Genomic DNA, 1503 nt, shown 5'->3' on the forward strand with positions numbered 1-1503 from the left:
TCCACGCACTGGACCTGCGCACACGCGGCGAGCAGCGTCCAGAGAAGTGCCATGGCGAACAGGACGAGCGTCGGCAGCACCACGGCTGCCTCCGCCGTCACGAAACCCGCGTCCCGGCAGCGGCGTGGTAGCCGGACCCCCGGCCACCACGGCGCCCTCCGCCCCTCAGAACTGCGCATGGAGTGCCTTCTCCACGATCGCCTGCAGCGCCGCCCTGACCTGCCCGCTCGTCACCACCTTGTAGAGCAGCCCGGCGAATCCCACCGCCGCGATCAGCCCCATCGCGTACTCGGACGTCACCATTCCCGCGTCCCGGCCCGCCGCCGCCCGAATCCGCCGCCGCAGTAGCAGCCATCGAGCGTTACGCCTCTGTCCGAACATGTCCGTCCCCCAATGGTTTTGGTGAGCTGTTGGTCCCGCTGGTTCTAATTCGCTGTTTGTCCCGCTGGTTCTGCTTCGCTGTTGATCCAGCTGGTTACCGGTGCGCTGTCGATCCGCTGTTGCTCTGCTGCTTGCTGTCGATTTGTCGTGATGTGACGTCGGTTCGCTGATCACCCCGCGTTCAGCAGCCCTCCCGCCAGTCCGATCACCACTGGCAGCACGCCGACCGCGACGAACGCCGGGAGGAAACAGAGGCCCACGGGTGCTGTCATGAGGACCGCCGCCCGCCGTGCCCTGGCCGTGGCCGCCCGGCCTCGCGCGGCCCTCGAGTCCGCGGCGAGGCGTGCCACCGGCTCCGCGGCCGGCGTTCCCGACTCGTCGGCGCGCTCCAGCAGGCGGGCCAGCGGTACGGCACCCGGTATCGCCCGCAAGTGACGCCACGCCTCGCCCGGTTCACCGCCGAGCCGCACTTCCGCGGCCCCTCGTGCCAGCCGCTCGCCCACCGGACCCCGCAGCGACTCGCCGACGGCCCGGGCGGCCGCGACGGGGCTCGCCCCCGCCGCCACGCACGCCGCCAAGAGGTCCGCCGCCAGCGGAAGTTGTGACGCCGTGGCCTCGCTCCGATCCCGCTGGTCGCGGGGAGACACACGGGCCCGCTGCCAACGCCACGCGCCGTATCCCGCCGCCACCGCCGCGAGCAGTCCTATGACGCCGCCCACCAAGGCGTAGACCGCGCCCGCCGTGCCGGTCACCGTGAGCCAGGCGCGCGCCCGGCCCCGCACGCCAGGCCAGCGCCTCGCGCGCCGCGCGGCCGGTCCACCCGCGCCAAGGACCGCTCCGGCCCGATGCCGCGCCGCCTTCTCCCGCCGTGCGGTCAGCAGCGTCCACACCACCCACAGCGTGGCCGTGCTTCCCCACATCGTTACCCCCAGCCTGTGGATATCGCTCATCGCTCCTCCGCTCCTCGGACGATCCACAGCGCCCACCACACCCCGGCACCTTCGAGCACCCCGCCCGTCGCCAGGCATCCGAGTCCCGCGCCCGTGTGCAGCAGCACCCGCAGCGGCTCGGCGCCCAGCGCGCCGCCCATCAGGAGTCCGAGCACCGGCAGCCCCGCGAGCA

General features: G+C 72.9%; 2 protein-coding genes and 1 pseudogene. All 3 read right to left on the reverse strand.

Annotated elements, in window-relative coordinates; genetic code table 11:
- Positions 1-179, reverse strand: a pseudogene (locus AB8Z36_RS40925) (TadE family type IV pilus minor pilin); the annotation flags it as partial.
- On the reverse strand, positions 166-303 hold the full coding sequence (locus tag AB8Z36_RS40930; protein ID WP_369218412.1) for a DUF4244 domain-containing protein: 138 nt from the start codon (positions 301-303) through the stop codon (positions 166-168). The pseudogene AB8Z36_RS40925 and the gene AB8Z36_RS40930, both read right to left, overlap by 14 nt.
- A 248-nt stretch (positions 304-551) precedes the next feature.
- Positions 552-1331 carry a type II secretion system F family protein gene (locus tag AB8Z36_RS40935; RefSeq protein WP_369218413.1) on the reverse strand — a complete coding sequence of 260 codons (780 nt, stop codon included), beginning with the start codon at positions 1329-1331 and terminating at the stop codon, positions 552-554.
- Between the last annotated feature and the right edge of the window lie 172 nt (positions 1332-1503).

This window comes from Streptomyces flavofungini (assembly GCF_041028215.1).
Taxonomy (GTDB): Bacteria; Actinomycetota; Actinomycetes; order Streptomycetales; family Streptomycetaceae; genus Streptomyces; species Streptomyces flavofungini_B.